Below are 24,732 nucleotides of genomic sequence, written 5' to 3'. Positions count from 1 at the left end.
GCTGGCCTCAACCCCTCCGAGCGGCGAGAGCGTCGGCGCGGGCTTGGCGGCGGTCCGGTTTGTTGTTCGCGGTGAGCGGCACCGCGGCGATCAGGCGGGCCGTCTTCGGGATCTTGTAGCCCGCCAGTTCCGCACGGCAGTACTCGCGAAGCGCGGCAGGGTCCACCGTCCGGCCCGCCACCGCGACGATGCTCGCCTCCACCCGTTCTCCCCAGTGCTCGTCCGGCACTCCATACACGATCGCGTCGGCGACATCCGGATGCCGAAGCACGACCTCCTCCACCTCGCGCGGGTAGACGTTCTCCCCGCCGCTGATGATCATTTCCTTGCGGCGGCCCGCGATCGTCACCCAGCCGTCCTCGCTGCGCGACGCGAGGTCTCCAATGTGGACACCGTCCGCCTGGAAAGTCGCGGCCGTTTCGGCGGCGAGGCCGTAGTAGCCATGGGTCTGCCACGGACACGAAACCACCAGATCGCCCACGACGCCCGGTGCGGCTTCGCGGCCGTTGGCGTCGAGGATGCGCACGGTCGCGCCCGGCAGCGGCCTTCCGACTCCGGCGAATCGTCCGGCCAGCAGGTCGTCGTGGTCGAATCCCATCACCGAGCCGAATTCGGTCGCGCCGAAACCGGCCCGGATGCGGGCGTTCGGGAAGTCGCGCAACAGGTCCTGCACGAAATCTCCGGTAGAAGGGGCGGAGCCGAAGCGGATCGCGGTGACGTTCTCCCGCCGCGTTGACGCGTACTCGGGCCGGGCGCGCAGGGCGGCGAACATCGTCGGCGCGCCCATGAGCCTGCTGGCGCCCTGGTCGATCGCGGCGAGTGCGGTGGCGGGATCGAAGCGCCGGTGGATCCAGACCTCGCCGCCCGCGAACAGTGGTGTCAGGAGGTTCGTGCCGAGCGTGATGTGGAAGAACGGCGAGAAGAACAGTTCGACGTCCGACGGGACGCGCGGATTGCCGTGCGCGCAGGTGTTCAGCCACAACCACAGGCTGCGGTGGGTATGCACCGCGCCTTTCGGGCTGCCGGTGGTGCCGCCGGTGCCGAAGATGATCGCGAAATCGTCCTCGTCCGGGGCTGCCAGGTCGCCGCCGGGATTATGCAACGGAGCTAGCCGCTGAGCGATCGGCGCGGATTGGTTCGCTGAGGGAAGTTCAATGACGTGGTACCCGGTTTCCCGGGCAAGTGAAGCGTAGGTCGGGTCGGCGAGCAGCACGGCAGGTTCCAGCGCGCTGAGGTACGCGCGGGCTTCCGGCGCGGTCAGCCGGATGTTCAACGGCGCGGCCACCATCCCGGCGGCGAGCGCGCCGAGGATCGCGACGGTGTGCGGGACCGACGGTTCCATCGCGGTGACGACCCGGTCGCCTGGCTTGGCCCCGGACTCGCGCAGCCCGGCGGCGGTCGCGTCCATGGCGGCGACCAGTTCGGCGAAGGTGAGTTCGCCGTGCTCGTCGGCCAGGGCGCGGCGGTGCGCGCCGTGCGGTTGGTCGCCGATCGTCCGCAGCCAGCTTGGCAGCGTCAGGTCGTTGCCCACGGTCGTTCCTCCTTCTCGGGCTCCGCCCGGAAGATCGGGGCGGGCTCCTCGTATAGTGCCTCGTTCAACGCGGACAGCTCGGCCGCCCAGCCGGGATAGGAGGCCTCGAGCTGGGCGATCTCGGCGGGGCTGGGGGACAGTCCGGCCGCGGCGAGCAGGGCCGTGACGGTCATCGCTGGCGTCTGGCGGTGCCAGCTGCTCCGTTGCTGGTAGGCATGTCCGGCGGCGAGCACGGTGGCCTCGTCGAACGGCCGTCCGGCGATCTGCAGGCCGAGCGGCAGGCCGTCGTCGGTGAAACCCATCGGGACGGACAGCGCCGGGTTGCCGACGGCGTTCCAATAGGAAGTGAGCGCGGTTTCGGCCATCCCGGACGTGCTTAGCGCGGCGATCTCGGGCGCGCCGCTGGTGGCGGTCGGCGTCACCACCAAGTCGACTTCGGTGAAGAGCTGCGCGAGCTTCCGCTGCCCCGCCCGTCGAACCCGCTGCAGCTGCACATAATCAGCGGCGGAGACCAGCGCGCCCTTCGCGATCGCCATCCGCGTGGAAGCACCGTACTCGGACCACCGGCGCTGGAGATTCGTTCGGTGCCAAGCGAAAGCCTCCGCCGCGAGACCGAATTTGGTCACCGTCTTCAGCTCCGCGTAGTACGGCAGTTCGACCGGCATCGTGCGCGCGCCCGCGTCGCGCAGAACAGCCACTGCCTGCTCGAAAACCCGGTCCTCGTGCGGCACCACCCCGATTCGCAACCCGGCCAGCGACTCGGTCAACCCGCTGCGGAAGTCCTCGAAAGGCCGGTCGACGGAAGACGGATCACCGGGATCGGCCCCGGCGAGCGCGGTCAGCAGGATCGCGCAGTCCTCGGCGCTGCGGGCGAGCGGGCCGATGTGGTCGAAGCCGGGCGCGAGCGGGACGCAGCCGTTCTTCGGCACCCGCCCGTACGTCGGCTTGAGCCCGGTGACCCCGCACAGCGCGGCGGGGTACCGGATGCTGCCCGCGGTGTCGGTGCCGAGACTGCCGAACACCAGGCCCGCCGCGACCGCGCTCGCGCTGCCGGAACTGGAGCCGCCGGTGTAGTGCGTGGGACGCCACGGGTTTCGCGGGAGCGGGAACGGCTTCGTCCGGTCCGGCGCGCCGATCCCGAACTCCATCGTGGTCGTCTTCCCGGTGAGCACCGCGCCCGCTGCCCGCAGCCGGGCGACCGCCGGTCCGTCGCCGCGCACGCCCCACGCGCGGTCGAGTATCAGGCTCTGTGCGGTCGTCTCGCCCTCGTCGGTGGCGAGGAGATCCTTGACTGCCAACGGAATCCCGTGCAACGGACCGCGATCGATCCCCGCCGCCAATTCGGCGTCGGCTCGTTCCGCAGCGGCCCGCGCCGGTCCGTCGAACCGCGAGAGGTAGATGCCCAACGCGGCTTCGTGCTGGTCGGCAGCGGCAAACGCGGATTCGGCCAACGCCACCGCGGTGGTCCTCCCGGTTCGGAGGGCCACCGCGGCTTCGGCGATGCTCAGGATCATCGAGCGGCCGGTTCGGCGGCAGGGGAGTCCGCCGCGGACGTTGCGGTGAGGTCGCTGCCGCGAGTCTCCGAGATCCGCCAGATCGCCACGATGGTGACCACCGCCCCGACGCCCGCGATGGCGCTCAGCGGCAGGCTCGACCCGCCGAACCCGGCGACCAGGCTGCTCGCGATCAGCGGCGTGAACCCGGCGCCGAGCAGGCTCGCCAGCTGATATCCCAGCGAGACCCCGGTGTAGCGCACCTCGGTGCCGAACATCTCCGACAGCATCGGCGCGAGCGGCGCGTACATGAGGTTCTGCAGCACCTGCGCGCCCATGAGACCGAGCGTCAGCCACAGCACCGAGCCGCTGGTGACCATGGCGTACAACGGAAGCGCGTAGAGAATCGTGCCGACCGCGCCGATCAGGCTCACCGTCCGCCGCCCGACGCGGTCCGACCACGCGGAGAAGGTCGGGATGCAGATGATCCCGACGCCCGCGACGAACAGGAGCGCGCGGGCGACGTCGGACACGTCGTAACCGAGGGTCTTGGCGTAGGCGATGCTGTGCGAGCTGACCAGCGCGGTGAGCGCGAACGGCCCGATTCCGGCGGCGCAGGCGAGGATGAGCGCGCGCGGGCGGCGCAGCACCTGCAGCACCGGGACGGCGGGCTTTTTGTCGCCGGACTTGGCCGCCTGCTCGCGGAAGACCGGGCTCTCCGACACCCGCAGCCGCACGTACAGGCCGATCATCAGCAGCAGCGCGCTCAGCAGGAACGGCAGTCGCCAGCCCCACGAGAACAGCGCGGGTTTCGGCAGCAGGCTCACCAGCGCGAACACGAGCGTCGCCAGGAACGACCCCAGCGGCGACCCGAGCTGCATGATGCCCGCCCACAGGCCGCGCCGGCGCGCGCTCGCGTGCTCGACGACCATCAGCGCCGCGCCGCCCCATTCGCCGCCGACCGCGATCCCTTGCACCACGCGGAGGAACACGAGCAGCAGCGGCGCGGCGATGCCGATCGAGCTGTACGTCGGCAGCACGCCGATGAGGAAGCTGGCCGCGCCCATCAGCGTCATGGTCACCATCAGCATCGACTTGCGGCCGAGCTTGTCGCCGAAGTGGCCGAACACGAGCCCGCCGAGCGGACGCGCGACGTACCCGGCGGCGAGCGTGCCGAACGCGGCGATGGTGGACGTCGAGGAGTTCAGCGACGGGAAGAACAGCGGCCCGAACACCAGCGCGGCGATCGAGCTGTAGATGAGGAAGTCGTAGTACTCGATCACGGTGCCCAGCAGGCTGGACATCGTCACCTTGCGCAGTTCGGGGGACGCGGCGCCGCGGCCGGGGGCGGGCGGCTGGGGTTCTGGCGAGACCATCGGGACCTCCGGGATGGGGGCGGTGGGCGACCGAGTTGAGGATACTGATAGGTCGCCGGAGTGCAAGAGGTGCGCGTTCCGGATGCGAATCCGTTACCACGGCGGTGACCGGCGATTTTGGTGCAGCAAGAGGGGTTCGGGTTCCGGGCATGGTTGCGTAGCGAGGCTAATTGAGTATCCTTTATTCATCGAACGAGGTGGAAGGAGTCGGCGACGTGCACCGACTGGACGAGCGCTGCGGCCGCCGCGGGCCGGAGGGACGCTGATGGAGTTCGCGTGGGATCAGGCCGACGTCGCGTTCCGGCGCGAGCTGGGGGACTTCCTCGACCGCGAGCTGGCGGAATGGGACCGGTCCGAGACCGGCCTCGGCAGCGCCGTCTACAGCGAGTTTTCGCGCGGCTTCGTCGGCAGGCTGGCCGAAAAGGGGTGGCTGACGCCGCACTGGCCGCGCGAGTACGGCGGCGGCGGGCAGGGCGCGTGGCAGCATTTCGTGCTCGGCGAGGAGATGTGGCGGCGCGGGGAGCCGCGCGGGCCGCAGTACATGAACGTCAACTGGGTCGGGCCGGCGATCATCAAGTACGGCACCGAAGACCAGCGGCGCAAGCTGCTGCCGCCGATCGCGCGCGGCGAGGTCTTCTGGTGCCAGGGCTTCTCCGAACCCGAGGCGGGCACCGACCTGGCCGCGCTGCGGACGAAGGCGGTCCGCGACGGCGACAGCTACGTCCTCAACGGACAGAAGATCTGGACGTCCTACGCCAACGTCGCCGACTACTGCTTCCTGCTCGCGCGCACCGGATCGGCCGCCGACGGCCGCGACGGCATCTCGGTCTTCCTGCTGCCGCTGAACACCCCGGGGGCGCAGGTGCGGCGCATCCCGGGGTTCGTGGGCGATCATTCCTTCAACGAGCTCTTCCTGACCGACGCCCGGATTCCGGCGGACTGCCTGCTCGGGGAGGAGAACAAGGGATGGGAGATCGTCCGGCGCACGCTCGCCTACGAACGCGTCGGCGCGCCCCGGTACGCGCGGGCGGCGCTGGTGCTGGACCGGCTGGCCGCCGAGGTCCGCACGTCCGGACGACTCGCCGACCCGGGGATCCAGGAACAGTTCGGCCGCGCGCGGGCAGCGTGCGAGGCGGCGCGCGTGCTGGTGTACCGGGTGATCGACGAGCGGGCGAAGGCGAAGGAGCCGTCGCCGATGGCGTATCAGGCCCGCGCCGCGATGGTGCAGGCCGAACGCGCGGTGGGCGACCTCGCGCTGGACGTGCTGGGCAGCGAAGCGCTCGTCGAAGGTGCGCTGGGCGACGCGCAGTTCCGCAACTCGCTCGGCGCGGGCATCGCCGCGGGCAGCTACGAGGTGCAGCTCAATCTGATCAGCCGTCTCATCCTCGAACTGCCGAAGGACTAGCCGTGGATTTCGAACCAACCCAGACCCAGCGCGCGGTGCTCGACGCACTGGGTGCCCTGCTGGCCCGCTACGCCGGACCGGAACGCAGCCGTGCGCTGGCGGCTCGCGGAGAATACGACTGGAACCTCGAAGAAGCGTTGCGGCGCGACGGTTTTCTCGACCTGTTCGCCGCGGAGGACGCCGGTCCGCTCGACGCGACCTTGGCGGTGGAGGCGATCGCCGCGGAAATCGGCGCGGTGAGCGCGGTGCCGCATCTGCTGGTGCTGCCAGCGCTCGGACTCGACCGCCCGGCCGGGCCCGTGGTGCTCGCGGCCGGCGATCCGGGGCCAGTGCGTTATGGCGGCGAGGCGACGCGGATGCTCGTTGCGGACGGCGACCGGTGTTTCGCCGCTGACCTCGATTCCGTTGCTGCTGAACGGGTTCCGTCGGCGTACGGCTATCCGTTCGCCCGGGTAGTCATCGCGGGCCGGGCGGAACTGGCTCCCGGGAGCGCCGCGGCGATGGTGAATTGGTGGCGGGTGGGCGTCTCCGCGGAGGCGGTCGGCATGATGCGCCGGGCCGCGGACATCGCGGTCGCCTATGCCAAGGACCGCAAGGTGTTCCGCCGCTCGCTTGGTTCGTTCCAGGCGCTGCAGCACCGGCTGGCCGAGGTGAACGTGCTGGTCGAGGGCGCGCGCTGGCTGGTTTACGAAGCCGCGTTCGCCGGGGCTCCCGCCGAAGCCGCCGCGGTAGCCGCGACGCACACGATGTCCGCGCTCGGCCGCGTGACCAGGGAAACCCACCAGATCATGGGCGCGATCGGGCTGACCGCCGAACACGACCTGCACCTGTGGACGCTGCGGTTGCAGGCGTTGCGCGCGGAATTGGGCAGTTGGCGAACACCGAGCCGGGCCGCCGCCGAAGCACGGTGGGCGACGGCATGAGCGTCGCGTTGACGCCCACCGAGGAGCAGCGGGCGCTCGCCGAGGTGGTTCGGAGTTTCTGCCGGACGCATTGCACCGACGACGTCTGGCGCTCCGGGGCGTATCCGGCGGAGTTCTGGCGCGGGCTGGCGTCGCTCGGGGTGCTTTCGCTGGCCGTGCCGGGCGAGGGCGGCGGAGCGAGTGATATCGCGGCTGCCTGCACGGAGTTGGGCCGGGCTGCTGCGCCTGGTCCGGTCGCGGAGACGGTGTTTGCGACCCATGTGCTGCCGTCGGAGCTGGCTGCCCAGGTCGCTGACGGGAGTTGCGTGGCTTCGGTTGGTGCGCCGCCTTTGTTGCCGTGGGCCCCGGCGGCGGGCGTTTTCGTTGAAACGGACGGCGTTGATGCTTGGCTTGCTGAGGCTGGTTCGGTCGAGCCGGTCGAGGTGCTGGGCGGCGAGCAATGGGGTCGGGTTGCACTGACGCGAGGCCAGCCGTTGGAACGCGTCGAGGCGGCGACAGCGCTCTCGGACATCGCTGCGGCGGCTTACCTGAGCGGTGCGGGACGGCGGTTGCTCGACCTTGCTGTCGAGCATGCGCGCACGCGAGTCCAATTCGGACGTCCAATCGGGACCTTCCAAGCGGTCGCGCATCCCCTCGTGAATGCCGGGCTTTCGCTTACCTCGGCGGAAAAACTCACCACGATGGCGGCGCTCGCGCTCGACGGCGAACATCCCGACGGGACCGCGCTGGCGGCCGCGGCGCGGAGTTCGGGCGGACGAGCGGCGGTCGAGGCGGCGGAAGTCGCGCATCAGACGTTCGGCGCGATCGGGTACTCGGCGGAGGGACCGATCGGGCCGCTTTCGCAGCGGATCAGGCACCAGGCACTGCGGCCGGGGTGCGCGGACAAGGTAGCGGCGAAATACCGCCGGAAAGGCCAGGAACGATGAGCGACGCGCCCGAGGTGCTGTTCGACAAGCGCGACCACGTCGCCTGCATCACGCTCAACCGCCCGCACCGCGGCAACTCGCTGACCGGGTCGATGATGCCGGTGATCCGCGAGATGTGGGCCGAGGTCCGCGACGACCCGTGGATCCGCGCGGCGATCGTGATCGGCGCGGGGGAGCGGCATTTCTGCACCGGTGCCGACGTGCACGCGGTCGCCGGGCGCGGCGGGATGAGCACCGGGAACGGGCCGCTGACCGACGAGGTGTTCTGGTCGCCGCGGCAGAACCGGGTGTGGAAACCGGTGATCAGCGCGGTCAACGGGCTGGTCGCCGGGGCCGGGCTGCACTTCGTGGTCGACGCGGACATCGTGCTGGCGGCCGACCACGCGGCTTTCATGGACACGCACGTCAACGTCGGTCTCGTCGGCGCGATGGAGAACATCGGCCTGGCCAAACGGCTTCCGCTCGGGTCGGCCTTGCGGATGACGCTGATGGGCAAGAGCTACCGGATGCCCGCCCAGCGCGCGTACCAGCTCGGGCTCGTCGACGAATTGTCCACTTCGGACGATCTGATGGCCGACGCCGAGGAGATGGCGCAGGCGATCGCGCGGAACTCGCCGGAGGCGGTGTCGCTGTCGAAGCAGGCGGTCTGGAACTCGCTGGAGATGGGCTACGGGCAGGCGTGCGAGTACGGCTGGTCGCTGCTGCGCATGCACTGGGCGCATCCGGACGCGAAGGAAGGGCCGCGCGCGTTCGCCGAGGGCCGCGAGCCTAACTGGACCACCGGGGAGCAGTGAGATGGATTTCGGCTTCACCGATGAGGAAGAGGAGTTCCGCGCGGAGGTCCTCGAGTTCCTCTGGGAATACCGGGACACCGACGGGTACTTCCACCGCGGCAAGAACACCGCCGATGGCGTCCGCCGGGTCTACCGTGCGCTGGGCGACCGGGGCTGGCTGTCGCTGTCCTGGCCGACCGAGTTCGGCGGCGGCGGACGGTCGCCTGCGTATGAGTTCATTCTCTGGGACGAGATGGCCTACGCACGGGTGGCGCGCCCGCCGATGGGCCCGGGCCTGGTGGCCAAAGCGCTGATGACGCACGGCACCGACGCGCAGCGCGAGCGATACCTCGCCGATCTGCGACGCGGTCGGCTCAACTTCTGCCTCGGCTACTCCGAACCTGATGCAGGCTCGGACCTCGCCGCCGTGCGCACGAAGGCTCGTCGCGAGGGTGACCATTACGTGGTCGACGGGGCGAAGTGCTGGACGTCCAATGCGCACTGGTCGGACTGCATCTGGCTGCTGTGCCGGACCGGGGCTGCGGACAGTCGTTCACGGGGGTTGAGCGTGCTGATCGTCCCGCTGGACAGCCCCGGAATCACCGTGTCGCCGATCCCGACCCTGGACGGCGGACGGCTGAACGAGGTCCGGTTCGATCGCGTGCGGGTCCCGGTCGCCGATCGGGTCGGCGCGGAGAACGAGGGCTGGCAGGTCGTCGCTTCGGCGCTCGCGGTGGAGCGGCATGTGCAGTTCCCGCCCAAGCGGTTGCGGCGGGATCTGCACGACCTGATGGCCGCGCTGGACTCGGCCGGGGTCGCCGACGACCCGGTGGTGCGGCGGCGTGTCGGGGAGCTGGCGGTGCGGCTCGCCGAGGTGGATGCGCTGGCGCTGGCCCTGCTGGGCGAGGTGATCCGGGGCGAACCGGCTGCTGTCGCGGCGGCGTATCACAAGCTGGCGGGCACGGTGCTGGCCCAGGACATCGCCCGCGCGGGAGTCGAGTTGGGCGGGCCGGAGGCGGCGGTGGCGGGGACGGATACGGAGTTTTTGTGGCGGCAGTCGATCTTGGAGACGATCGGCGGCGGGACGACGGAGGTGATGCGGGGGTTGATCGCGCGGCAGGAGTTCGGGCTGTCAGCTTGAGGGCTCGTGAGTGGCTATGCCGGTTAGAACAGGCATAGCCACTCACGACCCTGCCCCGCTGTGCCATGCCGTCCAGCGGTAGCGCACGGGTGGCGCCGACTCAACTCAGAACCCGCGCCCCGCGCAGGTAAGCCGCCACCCGAATCCGCAGCCCGCGCAAATCCCGCAAAGCGAGCGGCAGGTGGTAAGCCGGGCGGTAACCCACCGCGACCCCCGCGTCCCCGCACGGTCCGGCGAAGTACACGAAACCGTCGTCCTGGTCGCGGCGCGCCGGGGACCACGGCTGGTCCTGCCAGGCGCGCGCCGCGGCGTGGCTGGCGATCCAGTAATTCGGGGCCTTCATCGTCTCGGCGATCGCGGCGGCGAAACCGGCGGCGTCGGTGTCGCTCACGCCCAGCCCGCGGCCCGGCCACACGCGCGGCAGGACCCGGTCGGCCGTGTGGTCTTCGAGCCACGGCGCGCAGGCGAAGATCGCGGTGGTCCCGTCGACCGAGACCGACCAGCGTTGCATGGCCGCAGTGGGCGGGATTTCGTACATGGCGACCACCTGCCGGGAAAACGACGATTTGGCGAAGCATAAATGAACGGCGCGGGGCCTTGCAGGCCGCGGTTCATCTGTGCGCGCCGAGTGCGGCCGAGATCCGGTCGGCGACAGTGCGGGTGAAGCGGCCCGCTGCGGGCAGCCGTCCGCCGAGGCGCGATTTCGGGGCGGACACGTTGACTGCCGCGACAATGTCGCCGCGGAAGCCGTACACCGGTGCGGACACGCCGACCAATCCCGGCTCGAACTCCTCGTCCACGGTTTCGTAGCCGCGTTTCCGGATGCCCGCCAGCTTCCCGGTCAGCGCATCGAGGGTGAGCGGCGGCGGTTCCTCGGCGACGCCGGGGAGGTCGGGAAGCGGGTGCGCGGCGGCACAGGCGAAGGTCTGCCACCATTGCCCGACGGTTTCCTCGTCCCATTCGCTCAATAACACCCGTCCGGGTGAGGTCGTGAACGGGTCGACGCCGACGCCTTCCCAGCCGAGTCCGCGAAATGCGTGGGACGCGAGTTCGCTCCGGAGGGTGAACACCTGCCCGGCGCGCAGGACGCACAAATGCGTCGTTTCGTTCAGCCGCGCCACAATCGTGCGCAGAAAGGGCGCGGCCAGGTGCGCGAGGTGCGTTTCGGTGGCGTGCGTGGCCAACGCGAACAGCCGCCAGCCCGGCCGGTACGCGCGGGTGTGTTCGTCGCGCGACACCAGACCGGCGTCGGCGAGCGTCGCGAGAGCCCGCGAGACCTGTGCCTTGTCCCGGCCGGACAGTTCGGCGACGCGGGACACGCCGAGCCCGTCGCGCGCTTCCGGCAGTGCGAGGACTTCGAGCAGGTCGACGTCGCGGACCAGACCCGAACCGTAGGTGCGCTGGTTCGCCATGTTGAGGACTGTGCAACAACGATTGGGCGAGCGTCAATCCGCGGCTACCGTCCGGGGAGTGAAGATCGCCGACATCCAGCTGCTGCCCGGGACGCTGCCGCTCGATCCGCCGTTCGACGCCGCCTGGGATCCGGTTCCGCGCACGCGGTTCGACGCGACGGTGGTCAAGGTCGTGACCGACGAGGGCGTGGTGGGCTACGGCTCCGGTGACACGATGGCCGGCTTCGAGCCGTACGCGGAGCTGTTCCTCGGCCAGGATCCGATGGCGATCAGCAGGCATGTGCGGGCGCTGGAGACCATCGCGTTCCACGCCGGGCGCTACTGGCCGCTGGAGATCGCGCTGTGGGACGTCATCGGGAAGGTGCTCGGCGTCCCGGTCGCGACGCTGTTCGGCGGCGCGGCGGACGCGATCCCGGCGTACGCGTCGACCGGCCGGATCCTGCCCGCCGGACAGCGGGCCGAGGTCATGGCCGGGATCCGCGAGGAAGGGTTCCGGGCGGCGAAGATCCGGCTGGCCGCGGACGATTTCGCCGGTGGAATCGCCACTATGCGAGCGGTCCGCGAGGCGGTCGGGCCGGAGATGACGCTGATGGCCGACCTGAATCAGGCGTGGCGGATGCCGGGCGACGTGCGGCCGTCCCTTGACCCGGCGGCGGTCCGGCGGTTCGCCGAGGAACTGCGCGAACTGGACGTGTTCTGGCTCGAAGAACCGCTGCCGCTGGACGACCGGCCCGGTCTGCGCGCGGTGCGGGACACCGGGATCCGCGTCGCCGGGGGAGAGATGGTCCGGACCTTCCGCGAGCTGCTGGATCTGGTGGAATCCGACGCCCTCGACGTCTACCAGCCGGACGTCGCGCTCGCCGCCGGAATGCTGCGCGGCCGCACACTCGCCGAGCTGGTGCTGGCGCGCAACCGGCTCTACACGCCGCACACCTGGTCGAACGGCCTCGGCCTGCTCGCGAACCTGCACGTGACCGCGGGCGTCGGCGGGGGACCGTACCTGGAATTCCCTTACGACCCACCAGTGTGGACGCCGCAGCGGCGCGACTTCCTGCTCGCCGCCCCGGTGGACATCGACGCCGGCGGCCTGCTGCACGTGCCGTCCGCGCCGGGGCTGGGCGTCGCTGTCGACGAGGAACGGTTCGGGAGGAAGTCATGACCGAGATCCCGGCGATCGAAATCGGCCCGTACCCGGCTGCCACCTTCGCCGCTGGTGCTGTCGAGCAGTTGCCGCGATTGGTCCGGACGATCGGTGCGCGGAAAGTTGTGGTGGTCAGTGACCGGGGATTGGTCGCGACGCCGTTGCCGGAGCAGACCTCGGAGTTATTGCGGCAAGACGGTTTGGCGGTCGAGGTTTTCTCCGAGGTGCACCCGAATCCGACCATCGACGACATCGACGCGGGCAGTGCCTTCGTGCGTGCTGCCGGTGCTGAGACGGTGATTTCGCTGGGCGGCGGGTCCGCTTTGGACGCTGCGAAGGCGATCGCGCTCGCCGCGGTCAACGACCGTCCGGCTACTGAATTGGGCTGGAGCACCGAGGATTCGACAGATTTGGTGCCCGCATTGCCGATCGTGGCGATCCCGACCACGTCCGGCACCGGTTCGGAATGCAACGACCTCGGCGTCATCACCGATCCGCGGCAGCAGCGCAAGTGCTACCTGGGCGGCCCGACTTGCCTTGCCCGGTATGCGCTTCTCGACCCGGCGCTCACGCTGAGCCTGCCGCCGCGCGCGACTGCCGCCGCCGGAATCGACTGCCTGACCCATGCGGTGGAGTCATTTCTCTCCGCCCGGCCGAATCCGTGGGCGGATGGTCTGGACCTGCAAGCCGTCCGGTTGGTCGCGGAGAATCTCCGTCGCGCGGTTTCCTCCGGGGCAGATCTGGCGGCGCGCGCGAACCTGATGCTGGCCGCGCACACCGCGGGCCTGGCGATGCGGACGACCGGACTCGGCGTGGTGCACGGCGTCGGGCACTCGCTGGGCGGCCGGTTCGACCTGCCGCACGGCCAGGCGTTGGCTTTGGTACTGGGCGAATGCCTGCGGTTCAACCGCGTGGTGCGCGAGGAACGCTTGGCACGATTGGCGGAACCACTGGGCGTCGCCGATGCGAGGAAATCGTTTGCACACAACGCGGAAGCGGCGATCGCGGCGGTCGAACGGCTGGTCGCGGACGTGGAACTGTCCGGCCGGTTGCGGGAATTCGGTATCGGCGAAGGAGATCTGCCGGACCTGGTGGCCGACACCCTGGCGGACGGGGTGCTCGCCAATACCCCGCGCGCGGTGTCGGCGGCGGACGTGACGGGGATTCTTCGCGCGACCTGGTAGTCCGGCGAGGGGAACCCTTCGGACATCCGAGTGCTGGACTTTTTCTGGGTGCGGTGGCGCGGAGTGCGTTGCCGGGGTGAATAATCCGGGCGGTGGCCACGCTTCGCTTCGAGTTCCAGCCGCCCGGCGAGCTGGGCGGTCCGGTTGCGGTGCCGTATGTCGACGACGTCGCGCTCACCGAGCTGGTCGACCGGTTCGAACTCGCTGAAGGCATGTCCCCGGCCGGGGGTGCCTACGGCGGCCTGATTCCGGGCCAGTTCCGCGGCACGACGGCCGAGCACTTCCACGGGATCGACTTCGAGGAAGGCGAAACCCCGCTGCTCGCCTGCGCCTGCGGGGATTGGGGCTGCTGGCGCGCATCACGGCGACCAGTGACGAGGTCGTGTGGGATTCGTTCGCGCAACCGCACCGGCGGAAACGGGACTACCGCGGGTTCGGGCCCTTCCGGTTCGACCGCGCGCAGTACGACGCGGCGCTGCTCCGGTTCGCGTCCGCCTGACGGTCTGCCATGCTGGGCCCCGGAGGTCGGATCATGGGCGCGAGCGTGGTTTTCGTCGTGTTCGACGGCGTCAAGATGCTCGACGTGACCGGGCCCGCCGAGGTGTTCGCCGAGGCGAATCTCGCCGGGGCCGGGTACTCGATCGGCTACCGGTCGCCGTCCGGAGCGGCCGCGGCGACGTCGGTGGGGGTCCGGTTGCCGGTCGACGGGACGGTCGCCGCGGCACCGGATCCGGACGTCGTCGTGGTGGCCGGCGGCGACGGGCTGGTGGAGCACGGCGTGCCCGCCGATCTGGTCGCTGCGATCCGGGAAATCGCGCCGCGTGCTGGTCGACTGGTGTCCATCTGCACCGGTTCCTTCGCGCTGGCCGCGGCGGGCGTGCTGTCCGGACGGCGCGCCACCACCCATTGGCGGCACGCGGCCCGGCTCGCTCGCGCGTATCCGGACGTCGAGGTGCTTCCCGACGCGCTTTTCGTGCGGGACGGCGACATCTTCACCTCAGCGGGAGTGTCCGCGGGGATCGATCTGGCGCTTGCTCTGGTCGAACAGGACCACGGCCCCGATCTCGCACGCACCGTCGCGCGCGGTCTCGTGATGTTCATGCAGCGGCCGGGCGGCCAGTCGCAGTTCTCCGCACCGCTGCGGATGCCGCGTCCGAGCACGCCGACGTTGCGTGCGGTGACGGACTTGGTTTCGGCGCAGCCCGCGCTCGATCACAGCGCGTCCGCGATGGCCGCCCGGGCGGGTGTCAGCGCGCGGCATCTCGCGCGGCTGTTCGCGAGCGAATTGGACACGACGCCGGCGAAGTACGTCGAGCAGGTGCGGCTCGATCACGCGAAATCCCTCCTCGGCGCGGGGCACGGGGTCGCGGAAACCGCTCGTGCCTCCGGGTTCGGCAGCTCCGAGACGATGCGGCGCGTCTTCGTGGCGCGCCTGGGGATCTCGCCGAGCCAGTACCGCGCCCGCTTCGAGACGACGGCCTCCTGACCCGGTCCGGATCTGTGGGCACGCTGTCGGTTTTCGCAGTGGGAACGCGGACTTCGCCGGGCGAGACTCGGGCTGAGCCCATTTTTCCCTAGGAGGTCTGTGGTGTCCGAGGTGATCGCCGGGATCGAGATTCCGGATACGGCGCTGGTCCGCGAGGCGACGGCGTTGGTGCGCGATGCCGCCGACGAGACGTTGTTCCATCATTCGCGGCGCGTGTTCCTGTGGGGTTCGCTGAAAGCCGCGGCGCGCGGGCTGACGGTGGATCCGGAACTGGCGTACGTCGGCGGGCTGTTCCACGACCTGGGGCTCACCGACGGGTACGCGACCTCCGACCGCCGTTTCGAACTCGACGGAGCCGAGGCCGCCCGGACGTTCCTCCTCGACCACGGCCGTTCGGAGGAGGACGCCCGGAACGTCTGGCTCGCGATCGCCCTGCACACGACGCCGGACGTCCCGCTGCGGCTGGCCCCGGAGGTCGCAGTGGTGACTCTGGGCGTGGAAACCGACGTGCTCGGCCTCGGCCTGGCCGAGATCGCCGACGACCAGCGCGCGGAGGTCGTCGCGGCGCATCCGCGGCCGGACTTCAAGAACCGGATCCTGCGCGCGTTCCGGGACGGGATGGCCGATCGTCCGGACACGACGTTCGGCACCATGAACGACGACGTGCTCGCCTATTTCGATCCCGGGTTCGAGCGGACGGACTTCGTGGAGATGATCAAGGGGAGCGCCTGGCCGGAGTGACGGCCGACCGCCGCGCTCGGTGGGGGCCTTGCCAGTTAGTCTGCGCACAGATAATCTCTGCGCAGACTAACTGGGAGGATCAATCATGTGGACCACTGACTACAGCGAGGAAACCTCGGCGAGCCCGGAGGCGGTGTGGGCGGCGTTGCGGGACCTGCACAGCGGTACGCCGCTGAGCGAGCGCAGCGACCGGTTCGAACTGCACGGACCGTTCGAAAAGGGGACCGAGCTGTCTGTCACTCCGCAAGGGCAGGACACGTTCCGTTCGCGCATCACGGAGTTGGCCGAGAACGAGGTCTACGAGGACGAAACGCGCTTCGGCGAGGTGGTGCTGCGGTTCCGGCACACGCTCGCTCCGCTCTCCGGCGGCGGCACGCGCGTCACGCATCGCCTGGAGATCGAGGGGGAAGCGGGCCCGGAACTCGGACCGCAGATCAGCGAGGACTTCCCGGTCGCCATGAGCGATTTGCTGGCCAGTGCGGAGCGGTCCGCGCGATGACGCGGTTCGCGGGCCCGGGGGACAGCCCGGGTTTCCTGCTGTGGCACGTGACTTTGGCGTGGCAGCGGCGGATCCGGCAGACGCTCGAACCGCTGGGTCTCACGCACGTCCAGTTCGTGCTGCTCGCGTGCTGCTGGTGGATGGAAACGCACGGCGCGCCGCCGCGGCAGCAGGAACTGGCCGCGCGGGCGGGCACCGACATCAAGATGACGTCCCAGGTGATCGCCCGGCTGGAGACGGCCGGACTGGTGACGCGGACGGTCGACTCCGGCGACACGCGCGCGAAACTGGTGCGGTTGACGGAGAAGGGCCGCGACCTGGCGGGGCAGGCGGTGACCGCGGTCGAACGGGTGGACGCGGAGATGTTCGGCGCGGAGGCCGAGCCGTTGCTGCGGACGTTGCGGGCGGTGCTTGACGCGGAGTGAGTTGCTGGGGTGGCTTGGTTGTCGGCTGGGTGCGGGGTGAGTTGCTGGGGTGGTTTGGCCGTTGCGTGGGTGCGGGTGATCCGCCCGGGGCGGCTTGGTCGTCGTCTGGACGCGGAGCGAGTCGCTGGGGCGAGTTGGTTGTCGGCTGGGTGTGGAGTGGGCTGCTGGGGTGGCTTGGCCGTCGCCTGGATGCGAAGTGATCCGCTGGTTGAGTTGGCCGTTGCCTTGGCGCGGAGTGGCGAGTTGGCCGTTGCCCGGATGGGCTGCTGAGGCGATTTGGTCGTCGTCTGGGTGCGGTGTCGGCGGAGGGCGTTCTGCTCGGGACTGTGCCGACCGGTGGTGGCGCTGCGGGCGGGCTCAGGGCGGTGGCGTCTGGCCCGCCCGCAGTCAGGCCGGTCGGATGCCGGGCCGCGGCCTGAGCCGCGCGACCATGGCGGCTCAGCGGTGGTGGGGTCCGTCGCAGGTACTGCGTTCGGCGGCGGTCTTGAGGTCGGCGAGCCAGGTTTCGAGGCCCATGTCGGAGGTGGGATCGGCTTGCGGTCCGGAGTGGCTTTCCTCGGTACGGACCAGGATGCCGCCTCGGACGGGAGTGAAGGTCCAGACGTGCGTGCCGTCGATGTGGTACCCGGCGCTGTCGGCGGGGCCGGTCCAGCGGAGGCACTTGCCGCGCTGAAGTTGCTGGACGGTGGAGCTGATGACCACTGTGCTCGGGGGAGTGGTGGGCACGTGGACGGTCGCCTGGAACCGCGAATGCTTGCGCAGCGGGCCGGGATCCAGGCGTCGCACGGTCATGGGGGCGGCGGGTTTCTGCCAGGACGTCCATGCTTCCACGTCGGTCTGCAGATCCCAGATCGTGTGCAGCGGCGCGCGGACGAGAATTTCGGCCCGGTGACGTGCTTTCGCGGCCTGGTCGACGCCTTTGCCTTGGCAGGTCAGCGAAGCAGTGCCAGGGGTGGCGGCTTGGGCGGGTGCGGCTCCGAGGACGGCGGCGGTCAGCGGGACGGCGAGCAGGGCGGTCCGCAGGCTGTGGCGGCGAATGGTTCGCGAGGTGGTCGGGCCGGTGCTGCGCATGGGGCTTCTCCTCTTGTCGATGTTAATGCCATTAATTGTGGTGAAACCCTATAGCTCGGCGCTGGTGAAGGTCAATAGAAAAAGTGAAGGGCATTAACGCGCGTCGGTGCGGCGGAGCCGGCGTGCGCGGACGGCGCGGTCGCTGCCGTGCTCCACTGGCCCGGATCCCGCCGAGCGGCCCGACGGGATCCGGGCGGATGAGCACAGCGGACGAGCTGCGGCGCAATCGCAGGTCAGCACCCCGGCGCGCGGGGGCGTCCGCCAGGGCGTAGTTCGCCCGGAAGCGCACAGAGGCCCTGTCTCGGCAGCGCGAGCCGGGAAACTGCCGTGAGGGGAACTTGGGGTCATGGGGTCGTTGCAACACTGCCTTGTTGGAGGGTGGGGTTGTGGTGCGGAAGTATCGGTGGTTGCCGCGGTCGGTGCAGGTGTTGTTTTGGGAGCGGGTCCGGGCCGGGTTGGCGGTGAAGCCGGCGGCGTGGTCGGTGGGGATTGCCGCGCCGACGGGGGTGCGGTTGTTCCGCCAAGCTGGCGGGGTGATGGGGAATGCGCCCGCTCGGCCGGGGCCGGTGCGGTTGGGTCTGGCCGAGCGGGAAGAGATCGCTTGTCTGCGGGCGGCGGGCCACGGGGTGCGTGCGATCGGGCGGGCGATCGGGCGGCCGGGGTCGACGGTGTCGCGGGAGCTGGCCCGCAACACGGTCCGGTCCGGCAGTTACCGGGCCAGCAGCGCGCAGCACGCGGCGGAGCAGCGCGCGAAGCGGCCGAAGACGGCGAAGCTGGCCGCGGATCCGGTGCTGCGGGAGGCGGTGGCGGCGGGGCTGGGCCGGCGGTGGTCGCCGCGGCAGATCTCGGCGAGACTGGTGCTGGAGTTTCCCGACCGGCCGGAGATGCGGGTGTCGCACGAGACGATCTACCAGTCGCTGTACGTGCAGGGCCGGGGCGCGCTGCGCCGCGAACTGGCCGCGGCGCTGCGGACCGGGCGGGCGCTGCGGGTCCCGCGCCGGCAGGCCCAGGCCCGCCGCGCGAGGCCCGGGGCGCGGATCGCGGACATGGTCAACATCAGCGAGCGGCCGGCCGAGGCCGCCGACCGCGCGGTCCCCGGGCACTGGGAAGGCGATTTGATCCTGGGCAAGGACAACAAGTCCGCGATCGGCACCCTGGTCGAACGCTCGACCCGGTTCGTGCTGCTGCTGCACCTGCCCGAGGGCCGCGACGCCGCCGCGGTCGCGACCGCGATGACCGACGCGATCCAGACCCTGCCGCCGCTGCTGGTCCGGTCGCTGACCTGGGACCAGGGCACCGAAATGGCCCGCCACCAGCAGATCGCTCTCGACACCGGGCTCGCGATCTACTTCTGCGACCCGCACTCGCCCTGGCAGCGCGGCAGCAACGAGAACACCAACGGCCTGCTCCGCCAGTACTTCCCCAAAGGCACCGACCTGTCGGTCCACACCCGGGCCGACCTCGACCGCGTCGCCGCCGAACTCAACGGACGACCCCGCCAAACCCTCGGCTGGCACACCCCCGCCGAAACCCTCAACACGCTACTCTCACACCAACAAACACCAGGCGTTGCAACCACCACCTGAATCCGCCGAACCCTGAGGGAATCTGATTCCCTCAGGGTTCCCCTCACGGACTTTGGCTTGGGCTAGCCGGGCGCGCGCAGCGTCCGCCGAACCGCGTCGCGGAGCCAGCGGTGTGCCCCGTCGGCGGATTGGCGCGGGTGCCAAGCCATGCCGATCGTCAAGGGAGGCAACGGAACCGGGATGTCGAGAAGTCGCAGACCGAGCGCGGTGGCGTCGGCGGTGAGCGGCGACGGAGGCTCGCCGGGGAGCGACGCGGGGATCAGGCAGACGACGTCGCTGCGTGCGGCGAGCGTCATCGCGGCCAGGTGGCTCGGCAGGACGATCACGACGCAGCGGCGGAGGTCGTGTTCGGCGAGTGCCTTGTCGAGCGGACCGGTGAAGCGGCCGCGGCGGCTGACCGCGACGTGGTCTGCGGCGGCGAGCCGGGCCGGGGTCAAGGGGGCCGAAGCGAGGGGGTGACCGGGGCGGACGGCGGCGACCATGCGCAGGGTGAGCAGTTCTTCGACCTGGGTTTCGGGGTCGACGTGGTCGATGGAGCCGACTTCGAGGTCGAGTCGTCCGTCTCGGAGGGCCGAACCGGCTTCCCATTCCTCGGCGCGGACTCGCAGGGAGACGCCGGGGGCTTCCGCTCGGGATAGCCCCAGCAGGCCGACAGCCAGCGCCGCGCCGACGAGGTCGGCGGCTTGGATCGTGAAGGTGGAGCGCAGGGTCGCCGGGTCGACGACGGTGCCGGGGCTCAGCAGCGCGCCCAGGCTGTGCACGACGGCGGCGGCCTCCTCGCGCAGGGACTGCGCGCGCGGAGTGGGGACCATGGTTTGCCCGGCCCGGACCAGCAGCGGGTCTTGCAGGATGCGCCGCAGCCGGGCGAGCGTGCGGCTCATCGCGGCCGGCGAGGTGTGCAGGCGCGCGGCGGCGCGGGTGACGCTCTGCTCGGTCAGCAAGGCGTCGAGAGCGACGGCGAGGTTGGCGTCGATCGCCGGGTTCGGGCTGTTCACCAGGGTCATTCCAGTTCAGGCAAGGATTGCGTGCCGATGTTCCCATTGTGGCAGCACGGCCGTGCTCAGCAGGATCGAGGGCGTACCCATCGGTCTAATCCACGAGGTTTTCATGATCGTCATCACTGCCCCTGCCGGAAACATCGGCAGCCGCGTGCTGCGCCTGCTGTTCGACGCGGGGGAGGATCTGCGGGTGATCGTCCGCGACCCCGCGCGGCTTCCGGACTCGGTGCGCGAGCGGGTCGAGGTCGTCGTCGGTTCGCATGGCGACCCGGAGGTCGTCGACCGGGCTTTCGCGGGCGCGGACGCCGTTTTCTGGGTTGTCCCACCGGATTCGTCACGGACTCCGGCGGACGGGTGGAGCGGCTTCACCGGTCCGGCCGCGAAGGCATTCGCCGCGCACGGGGTCGGGCATGTCGTCGGCGTTTCGGCGCTCGGGCGCGGTACGGCGGTCGCCGATCAGGCGGGGCTCGTCACCGCGTCGCTCGCGATGGACGAGCTGATCGCGGGAACCGGCGTCGCGTATCGGGCGTTGGCCAACCCGTCCTTCTTCGAGAATCTGCTGGAGGAGGTCGACTCGATCCGGGAGAAGGGCGTCTACGCCGACGTACTGGACCCGGACCGCAAGGCTCCGCTCGTCGCTGTCGCGGACATCGCCGCGGTCGCTGCTGGGCTGTTGCGCGACCGGTCCTGGACCGGGTTCGCGGACGTCCCGGTTCTGGGGCCGGAAGACTTGTCTCCCAACGAGGTCGCCCGGATCATGGCCGAGCAGCTGGGCCGTCCGGTCCGCTACGAGCGCGAGTCGCTGGACGACCTGCGCAGCACGCTCGTCGGCTACGGGCTGAACGAAACCTTCGTCCACGGCATCGCGGACATGAAGCACGCCAAGGACAACGGTCTCGACGCCGGTGTCCCGCGCACCGCGGAGACCGCGTCGCCGACCACTTTCGAACAGTGGTGCGCCGAAATCCTCAAGCCCGCCTTCGAAGGCTGATCTCCAAGGAGCCGCAATGGAAACGCCAGTCACCGCGTTCCTGCTCGTCAAGACCACGCCGGAATGGCTCGCCCTGGCCCCGCGGGAACGGGCCGACGCCTTCGCCACCCAGGTCGTGCCGGCGATCGAGGCGAAAACCAAGGGCGTCCGGTCGCGCTTCTACGACACCGAGTTCTACTCCGCGCGGGTCACCGACGTCTGGGTTTGGGAGGCCGACGACCACCACGCCTACCAGCTGCTGATCGACGCGTTGCGGGAAACTCCGTTCTGGGACCGGTATTTCGAGGTCGTCGACCTGCTCGTCGGCACCGAGAACGGTTACGCCCGCACCTACGGCCTGGACCCGTTGGCTACCATCGCCACCTGAGCACGCGAAAGGGCCCCGTCTCCCAGAAGCGGAGACGGGGCCTTTCACCGCAAGAGAATCAGTGCGCCGCGGCCAGTGCCGCCGTGGCGGGCGGCATCAGCTTCGGATATTCCTTCTGGAACTTCTCGATCATCTTCGCGGACGGGATGATCCGGTTCGGGTTGTTCTGGCTCACGGCCTGCTTCTCGCCCCACGCGCCGGCGGCCTTGCGCTGGTCGGGGGTGCCGTGGCTGTGGAAGCAGTCGCCGATCGAGGCATCGAGGTAGGTGACCTCCTGCTGGGTGCGGGCATTCCACGCCTCGCCCTTGGCGTGCGCGACGAAGTAGCCGCCGTACGCGTCCGGGCCCATTTCGGAGGATTCGTTGCGCGGGTAGTTGTCGTGCGCGAAGTCGACCTGGTGGCCGTACTCGTGGCCGACGACCGCTTCCACCGACACGTCGTCGAAGCCAAGGTGGTTGACCACGTCGAGCAGGCCGTCGCCGAGCATGACGCGCTTGCCGCCGAGGCTGTCGGCCGGGGCGGAGAACGCGTTCAGGGTCAGCAGCGGGTTGCGGCCGCCCTGCAGGGCCGGGACCTCGTAGAGCACCTTGGTCGCGAGCGCGCCCGCCGCGGCGGCCCGCTTCGGGTCGAGGCCGAGCTTGAACGTCTGCGTCGTGCGGTCCTGGCTGCCCAGGTCGGTGCCCTTCCAGGCGACCAGCTGGATGTTCCAGCTTTCGATGTCCCAGAACCCGCGCAGCTTGTCGATCGTCGCGCCCGCGCGCGGCGTGTACTGGCCGTCGGTGCCGAAAACCTGCGGGGTCTTGTCGCTGGCGACGGCCTGGGTGTAGAGCTGGCTGATCGCGCTCAGCGCGCTGAGCGCCTGGCCCTCGGTCGGGGTCAGCGTGGAAGCGAGCTTGTTCGCGTACGTCAGCAGCGATCCCTCGGTGCAGCCCGGGATCGGGCCCTGCGCGGCGTGCGCCTGCTGGCCCGGCCGCTTCACCGGCGAGTCGAACAGCGGGTCGACGCCGCGCAGCGCGTTCGCGGGCAGCCCGTTGTAGAGGTCCTCGACGTCCTGGTACAGCTGCGCGATGTCCTGTTCGACCGAGGTCGGCTCGGCCGCTTTCGCCTGCGGCGCCGCGATCGCCGGGACGGCCGTGGCGACCGTCAGCGCCGCGAGGGTGCCTGCCGCCGCGAGCGTTCTGCCGAGAATTCTGGTCCGTTTCCGCATGGGCCCCTCATTCCGGTTCCAAGATCACGAATACGCCCAACCCTAAGACGATCTTGGGCGGCGGAACCGGGGCGAGGGAAAGACCCCCCGGGATGGCCCACGCCTTTCGGCGGGTTTTCGCCCTGCGGACATCGGCCGAAAGTACTATCGGGCAACGCGCCCCCCGCCCCGGGAAACCGGGCATTCGGGAAAACCGGGCGAAATGGCTCAAGCCTTGACCCGGAACCGCATCCGGCACACGACCGCCTCCGAGCGGCGGCGCAGCACCCGGGCCAGCACCGCGCCGCGGCGGTTCTGCAGGACTCGCTGCCAGAAATGCTCCGGTTCGACCTCCGCGACCAGGACGAAAACGTGGCATCCGGCGTGCCGGCGGAGGTGTTCCGCGATCGGCTCGCCGAGGCGGCGGCGTTCGTCGTGCAGCTGGACTAGCGTGACGTCCGGATGCCAGCGCTCCCACGCTTCGACGAACTCGCGCGCGGCCGCCTCCTCCTCGGGATGTGTCACGTACACGGCCTCGACGTGCTCGCCGAGCGACAGCGCGGCAGCGAGCGCGTCGCGAGTCAGCCGCGACACCGTGTGGACCGGGACGACCACCAGCGACCGGTTGGGCCGCGGCGGGGGCGGGATGCGCCCGAGTTCGAGACGGTCGCCGATGCGCCGGTAATTGCGGTGGACCCATTCCATGAGCAGCACGAGCACCGGCAGCGCGACCACGATCAGCCAGCCGCCTTCGCCGAATTTCGTTGCGGTGACGACGATCGCGGCGATTCCGGTGAGCAGCGCGCCGAAACCGTTGAGTGCGGCCTTCCCGCGCCAGCCGCGTGGGCGGGCGCCGAACCAATGCCGCACCATTCCGACCTGTGAAAGGGTGAAACCGACGAACACGCCGATCGCGAACAGCGGTACCAGAGTGTTCATGTCGCCATTCGCGAGAATCAGCAGCAACGCCGATGCGATAGCAAGGAAACCAACGCCGTAGCGGTATACCTGGCGTTCGGCGCGCAAGGCGAAAACGTGCGGCAGGTTGTTGTGTTTCGCGAGCAGTTGCGCCAGTACTGGAAGCCCGCCGAAGGAAGTGTTCGCGGCCAGCGCCAGCAGGACCACGGTGGAGAATTGCACTACGTAGTAACCGAAACCGTTGCCGAGCGACGCTGCGGTCACCTGCGACAGCACGGTCACGCCGTCGACCGGGTGGATCGCGAACTTTCCGATCAGCACGGCGATCCCGAGCAGCATCACCGCGAGAAGCCCGCCGAGCGCGACCTCCGCCCGCTGCGCCCGGCGCACGCGCGGTTTGCGGAAGGACGGGACAGCGTTGGCAATCGCCTCGACGCCGGTCAGTGCCGCGCAGCCGTTCGCGAAAGCCTTGAGCAACAACAGGATTCCTACCGTCTGGAGATTAGGGAGTTGCCCGCTGGCGACACTCGCGGCCGGAGTGCTGCGGAAGAGACCGACCACGACGACGGTGAGGATCGAGCCGACGAACACCGCGGTCGGCACGACGAACGCCCGTGCGCTCTCGGCGATGCCGCGGAGGTTGATGCCGGTGATCAGCGCGAGCACGCCGAGGCAGAACCACAGCTTGTACGGCAGCAGCGCTGGAAACGCCGACGTGAGCGCGGCGACCCCGGCGGCGACGGACACCGCGACGTTCAGCACGTAGTCGACGATCAGCGACGCGGCAGCGACCAGCGAGGCGCGGCGGCCGAGGTGAGTGCGGCTGACGCCGTAGGCGCCGCCGCCGTCCGGGAACGCGGCGATGACCTGCCGATACGAGAGGGTCAGCACGGCGAGCAGAACGGCGATCGCGAGCGTGACGGGCAGCGTGAAGCCGAGGCCCGCTCCGCCGGCGACGGCCAGGACGAGCACGATCGCCTCGGGTCCGTAGGCGACCGACGCCATCGCGTCGAGGGACAGCGCGGCGAGGCCGCCGACGACGGAAAGCCGGTGCCGGTCGGCGGTTCGCGGCGTTTCCGGGCGGGACAGAGTTGCGGTCACCCGGTCAGGCTGGCCCCCGGGAGGCGATCGAGGGGCGGTCGTTGACGGTTTCCTGACA

24 protein-coding genes are annotated in these 24,732 nt (G+C 70.2%); 15 read left to right on the top strand and 9 right to left on the bottom strand.

Features of this window, described 5'->3' with window-relative positions; translation table 11 throughout:
* Positions 1-7: 7 nt before the first annotated feature.
* The 3 genes from AB5I40_RS09575 to AB5I40_RS09565 are packed head-to-tail and all read right to left on the bottom strand — an operon-like array spanning position 8 to position 4,400.
* The gene (locus AB5I40_RS09575) at positions 8-1,531 is read right to left on the bottom strand and encodes a class I adenylate-forming enzyme family protein (protein ID WP_370938089.1); all 1,524 of its coding nucleotides are present in this window, start codon (positions 1,529-1,531) and stop codon (positions 8-10) included.
* Entirely contained in the window at positions 1,516-3,045 is a 1,530-nt protein-coding gene (locus AB5I40_RS09570) for an amidase (RefSeq protein WP_370938088.1), read from the bottom strand. Before AB5I40_RS09570 ends, AB5I40_RS09575 begins: the two co-directional genes overlap by 16 nt.
* Positions 3,042-4,400 carry an MFS transporter gene (locus AB5I40_RS09565; protein ID WP_370938087.1) on the bottom strand — a complete coding sequence of 453 codons (1,359 nt, stop codon included), beginning with the start codon at positions 4,398-4,400 and terminating at the stop codon, positions 3,042-3,044. The genes AB5I40_RS09570 and AB5I40_RS09565 overlap by 4 nt, the downstream gene beginning before the upstream one ends.
* A 265-nt stretch (positions 4,401-4,665) precedes the next feature.
* Between AB5I40_RS09565 and AB5I40_RS09560 the strand changes: the two genes are divergently transcribed.
* Genes AB5I40_RS09560 through AB5I40_RS09540 form a run of 5 tightly spaced genes read left to right on the top strand, consistent with a single transcriptional unit; the run spans position 4,666 to position 9,568 of the window.
* Positions 4,666-5,805, top strand: a complete 1,140-nt coding sequence (locus AB5I40_RS09560; RefSeq protein WP_370938086.1) for an acyl-CoA dehydrogenase family protein — start codon at positions 4,666-4,668, stop codon at positions 5,803-5,805.
* 2 nt (positions 5,806-5,807) lie between these two features.
* A complete protein-coding gene (locus tag AB5I40_RS09555; protein WP_370938085.1) occupies positions 5,808-6,728 on the top strand; it encodes an acyl-CoA dehydrogenase family protein in 921 nt (306 codons plus the stop codon).
* The gene (locus tag AB5I40_RS09550) at positions 6,725-7,654 is read left to right on the top strand and encodes an acyl-CoA dehydrogenase family protein (protein WP_370938084.1); all 930 of its coding nucleotides are present in this window, start codon (positions 6,725-6,727) and stop codon (positions 7,652-7,654) included. Before AB5I40_RS09555 ends, AB5I40_RS09550 begins: the two co-directional genes overlap by 4 nt.
* Positions 7,651-8,448 carry an enoyl-CoA hydratase/isomerase family protein gene (locus AB5I40_RS09545; protein WP_370938083.1) on the top strand — a complete coding sequence of 266 codons (798 nt, stop codon included), beginning with the start codon at positions 7,651-7,653 and terminating at the stop codon, positions 8,446-8,448. Before AB5I40_RS09550 ends, AB5I40_RS09545 begins: the two co-directional genes overlap by 4 nt.
* Before the next feature lies 1 nt (position 8,449).
* Positions 8,450-9,568: an acyl-CoA dehydrogenase family protein gene (locus tag AB5I40_RS09540; protein WP_370938082.1), complete on the top strand. Its 1,119-nt coding sequence runs from the start codon at positions 8,450-8,452 to the stop codon at positions 9,566-9,568.
* Between the two features lie 100 nt (positions 9,569-9,668).
* On the opposite strand, the gene AB5I40_RS09535 is transcribed toward AB5I40_RS09540, so the two are convergent.
* Both AB5I40_RS09535 and AB5I40_RS09530 read right to left on the bottom strand, forming a co-directional pair.
* On the bottom strand, positions 9,669-10,106 hold the full coding sequence (locus AB5I40_RS09535) for a hypothetical protein (RefSeq protein ID WP_370938081.1): 438 nt from the start codon (positions 10,104-10,106) through the stop codon (positions 9,669-9,671).
* Between the two features lie 73 nt (positions 10,107-10,179).
* A complete protein-coding gene (locus tag AB5I40_RS09530) occupies positions 10,180-10,980 on the bottom strand; it encodes an IclR family transcriptional regulator (protein ID WP_370938080.1) in 801 nt (266 codons plus the stop codon).
* A 58-nt stretch (positions 10,981-11,038) separates the two neighbouring features.
* Here AB5I40_RS09530 and AB5I40_RS09525 point away from each other — a divergent pair, with 58 nt between their 5' ends.
* The 7 genes from AB5I40_RS09525 to AB5I40_RS09495 all read left to right on the top strand — a co-directional run bounded on the left by AB5I40_RS09525 (position 11,039) and on the right by AB5I40_RS09495 (position 16,456).
* A complete protein-coding gene (locus AB5I40_RS09525) occupies positions 11,039-12,139 on the top strand; it encodes a mandelate racemase/muconate lactonizing enzyme family protein (protein WP_370938079.1) in 1,101 nt (366 codons plus the stop codon).
* Positions 12,136-13,305 carry an iron-containing alcohol dehydrogenase family protein gene (locus tag AB5I40_RS09520; protein WP_370938078.1) on the top strand — a complete coding sequence of 390 codons (1,170 nt, stop codon included), beginning with the start codon at positions 12,136-12,138 and terminating at the stop codon, positions 13,303-13,305. The genes AB5I40_RS09525 and AB5I40_RS09520 overlap by 4 nt, the downstream gene beginning before the upstream one ends.
* Positions 13,306-13,645: 340 nt before the next feature.
* The gene (locus AB5I40_RS09515) at positions 13,646-13,804 is read left to right on the top strand and encodes a hypothetical protein (protein ID WP_370938077.1); all 159 of its coding nucleotides are present in this window, start codon (positions 13,646-13,648) and stop codon (positions 13,802-13,804) included.
* Between the two features lie 33 nt (positions 13,805-13,837).
* Positions 13,838-14,791: a GlxA family transcriptional regulator gene (locus AB5I40_RS09510; protein WP_370938076.1), complete on the top strand. Its 954-nt coding sequence runs from the start codon at positions 13,838-13,840 to the stop codon at positions 14,789-14,791.
* Between the two features lie 102 nt (positions 14,792-14,893).
* Positions 14,894-15,532, top strand: a complete 639-nt coding sequence (locus tag AB5I40_RS09505; RefSeq protein WP_370938075.1) for an HD domain-containing protein — start codon at positions 14,894-14,896, stop codon at positions 15,530-15,532.
* 85 nt (positions 15,533-15,617) lie between these two features.
* Positions 15,618-16,031, top strand: a complete 414-nt coding sequence (locus AB5I40_RS09500; RefSeq protein ID WP_370938074.1) for an SRPBCC family protein — start codon at positions 15,618-15,620, stop codon at positions 16,029-16,031.
* Positions 16,028-16,456 (top strand): MarR family winged helix-turn-helix transcriptional regulator, encoded by a 429-nt coding sequence (locus tag AB5I40_RS09495; protein WP_370938073.1) that lies wholly within the window; start codon positions 16,028-16,030, stop codon positions 16,454-16,456. Before AB5I40_RS09500 ends, AB5I40_RS09495 begins: the two co-directional genes overlap by 4 nt.
* A gap of 438 nt (positions 16,457-16,894) precedes the next feature.
* Here AB5I40_RS09495 and AB5I40_RS09490 read toward each other — a convergent pair whose 3' ends face one another.
* Positions 16,895-17,527, bottom strand: a complete 633-nt coding sequence (locus AB5I40_RS09490; RefSeq protein ID WP_370938072.1) for an SRPBCC family protein — start codon at positions 17,525-17,527, stop codon at positions 16,895-16,897.
* 536 nt (positions 17,528-18,063) lie between these two features.
* Here AB5I40_RS09490 and AB5I40_RS09485 point away from each other — a divergent pair.
* A complete protein-coding gene (locus AB5I40_RS09485; protein WP_370940484.1) occupies positions 18,064-19,113 on the top strand; it encodes an IS30 family transposase in 1,050 nt (349 codons plus the stop codon).
* Between the two features lie 62 nt (positions 19,114-19,175).
* Here AB5I40_RS09485 and AB5I40_RS09480 read toward each other — a convergent pair whose 3' ends face one another.
* A complete protein-coding gene (locus AB5I40_RS09480; protein ID WP_370938071.1) occupies positions 19,176-20,117 on the bottom strand; it encodes a LysR family transcriptional regulator in 942 nt (313 codons plus the stop codon).
* 103 nt (positions 20,118-20,220) lie between these two features.
* Between AB5I40_RS09480 and AB5I40_RS09475 the strand changes: the two genes are divergently transcribed.
* Positions 20,221-21,102 carry an NAD(P)H-binding protein gene (locus tag AB5I40_RS09475; protein ID WP_370938070.1) on the top strand — a complete coding sequence of 294 codons (882 nt, stop codon included), beginning with the start codon at positions 20,221-20,223 and terminating at the stop codon, positions 21,100-21,102.
* Positions 21,103-21,118: 16 nt separating this feature from the next.
* Positions 21,119-21,469 (top strand): darcynin family protein, encoded by a 351-nt coding sequence (locus AB5I40_RS09470; RefSeq protein ID WP_370938069.1) that lies wholly within the window; start codon positions 21,119-21,121, stop codon positions 21,467-21,469.
* A 58-nt stretch (positions 21,470-21,527) separates the two neighbouring features.
* Here the strand turns inward: AB5I40_RS09470 and AB5I40_RS09465 are convergent, their stop codons facing one another.
* Positions 21,528-22,676, bottom strand: a complete 1,149-nt coding sequence (locus tag AB5I40_RS09465) for a hypothetical protein (protein ID WP_370938068.1) — start codon at positions 22,674-22,676, stop codon at positions 21,528-21,530.
* A gap of 207 nt (positions 22,677-22,883) precedes the next feature.
* Positions 22,884-24,674, bottom strand: a complete 1,791-nt coding sequence (locus tag AB5I40_RS09460) for an APC family permease (RefSeq protein WP_370938067.1) — start codon at positions 24,672-24,674, stop codon at positions 22,884-22,886.
* Between the last annotated feature and the right edge of the window lie 58 nt (positions 24,675-24,732).

This window comes from Amycolatopsis sp. cg13, from assembly GCF_041346965.1.
Lineage (GTDB): Bacteria > Actinomycetota > Actinomycetes > Mycobacteriales > Pseudonocardiaceae > Amycolatopsis.
The sequence above is the reverse complement of the archived record's forward strand: the minus strand, read 5'-3'. Positions and strand labels throughout refer to the sequence as shown.

Bases quoted from the DNA above. Each gene is read 5' to 3' on its own strand.
- AB5I40_RS09480 (WP_370938071.1), bottom strand. From the start codon at position 20,117: ATGACCCTGGTGAACAGCCCGAACCCGGCGATCGACGCCAACCTCGCC.
- AB5I40_RS09540 (WP_370938082.1), top strand. From the start codon at position 8,450: ATGGATTTCGGCTTCACCGATGAGGAAGAGGAGTTCCGCGCGGAGGTC.
- AB5I40_RS09500 (WP_370938074.1), top strand. From the start codon at position 15,618: ATGTGGACCACTGACTACAGCGAGGAAACCTCGGCGAGCCCGGAGGCG.
- AB5I40_RS09510 (WP_370938076.1), top strand. From the start codon at position 13,838: ATGGGCGCGAGCGTGGTTTTCGTCGTGTTCGACGGCGTCAAGATGCTC.
- AB5I40_RS09550 (WP_370938084.1), top strand. From the start codon at position 6,725: ATGAGCGTCGCGTTGACGCCCACCGAGGAGCAGCGGGCGCTCGCCGAG.
- AB5I40_RS09465 (WP_370938068.1), bottom strand. From the start codon at position 22,676: ATGCGGAAACGGACCAGAATTCTCGGCAGAACGCTCGCGGCGGCAGGC.
- AB5I40_RS09545 (WP_370938083.1), top strand. From the start codon at position 7,651: ATGAGCGACGCGCCCGAGGTGCTGTTCGACAAGCGCGACCACGTCGCC.
- AB5I40_RS09495 (WP_370938073.1), top strand. From the start codon at position 16,028: ATGACGCGGTTCGCGGGCCCGGGGGACAGCCCGGGTTTCCTGCTGTGG.
- AB5I40_RS09535 (WP_370938081.1), bottom strand. From the start codon at position 10,106: ATGTACGAAATCCCGCCCACTGCGGCCATGCAACGCTGGTCGGTCTCG.
- AB5I40_RS09485 (WP_370940484.1), top strand. From the start codon at position 18,064: ATGGGGAATGCGCCCGCTCGGCCGGGGCCGGTGCGGTTGGGTCTGGCC.
- AB5I40_RS09560 (WP_370938086.1), top strand. From the start codon at position 4,666: ATGGAGTTCGCGTGGGATCAGGCCGACGTCGCGTTCCGGCGCGAGCTG.
- AB5I40_RS09475 (WP_370938070.1), top strand. From the start codon at position 20,221: ATGATCGTCATCACTGCCCCTGCCGGAAACATCGGCAGCCGCGTGCTG.
- AB5I40_RS09570 (WP_370938088.1), bottom strand. From the start codon at position 3,045: ATGATCCTGAGCATCGCCGAAGCCGCGGTGGCCCTCCGAACCGGGAGG.
- AB5I40_RS09530 (WP_370938080.1), bottom strand. From the start codon at position 10,980: ATGGCGAACCAGCGCACCTACGGTTCGGGTCTGGTCCGCGACGTCGAC.
- AB5I40_RS09520 (WP_370938078.1), top strand. From the start codon at position 12,136: ATGACCGAGATCCCGGCGATCGAAATCGGCCCGTACCCGGCTGCCACC.
- AB5I40_RS09565 (WP_370938087.1), bottom strand. From the start codon at position 4,400: ATGGTCTCGCCAGAACCCCAGCCGCCCGCCCCCGGCCGCGGCGCCGCG.
- AB5I40_RS09490 (WP_370938072.1), bottom strand. From the start codon at position 17,527: ATGCGCAGCACCGGCCCGACCACCTCGCGAACCATTCGCCGCCACAGC.
- AB5I40_RS09470 (WP_370938069.1), top strand. From the start codon at position 21,119: ATGGAAACGCCAGTCACCGCGTTCCTGCTCGTCAAGACCACGCCGGAA.